Here is a 342-nt window from a genome sequence, read left to right on the forward strand (position 1 = left end):
TTCAGATTCAAAACTTGCCTTGCAAAGCGGTGATTATGTGCAATTAAAGTATTTCAATGAAACCACTCAACAGTGGGAAAATGAATTCCTTGAGCATGTCAGGGACACCTATGGTGGTTCTTACAGCTTTACTGTAACAAGAAATAGGACCATTGTTGCTCGATATGGTGACCCGTCGTAAAGGCGAAATGACGATGATGGAGAACAATGGCGAACGCGTGAACTTGCAGTTTGATATGCCTTCGCGCGGTATTATCGCAATTATCACAATAAAAAGCGAATTGAAGATATCGAACGAACGATTAGTCAGAATCACAAGGAAATAGAAGACTATAAAATAGA

At 39.8% G+C, this 342-nt stretch carries 1 protein-coding gene; it reads right to left on the reverse strand.

Annotated features, from left to right (window positions below; all coding sequences use genetic code 11):
- Positions 1-43: 43 nt before the first annotated feature.
- Positions 44-342 (reverse strand): hypothetical protein (locus D0T87_RS24370; RefSeq protein WP_203558785.1); only part of this gene is annotated, 299 nt, incomplete at its 5' end.

Origin of the sequence: Bacteroides sp. 51 (genome assembly GCF_010500965.1) — a bacterium.
Classification (GTDB): domain Bacteria; phylum Bacteroidota; class Bacteroidia; order Bacteroidales; family Bacteroidaceae; genus Bacteroides.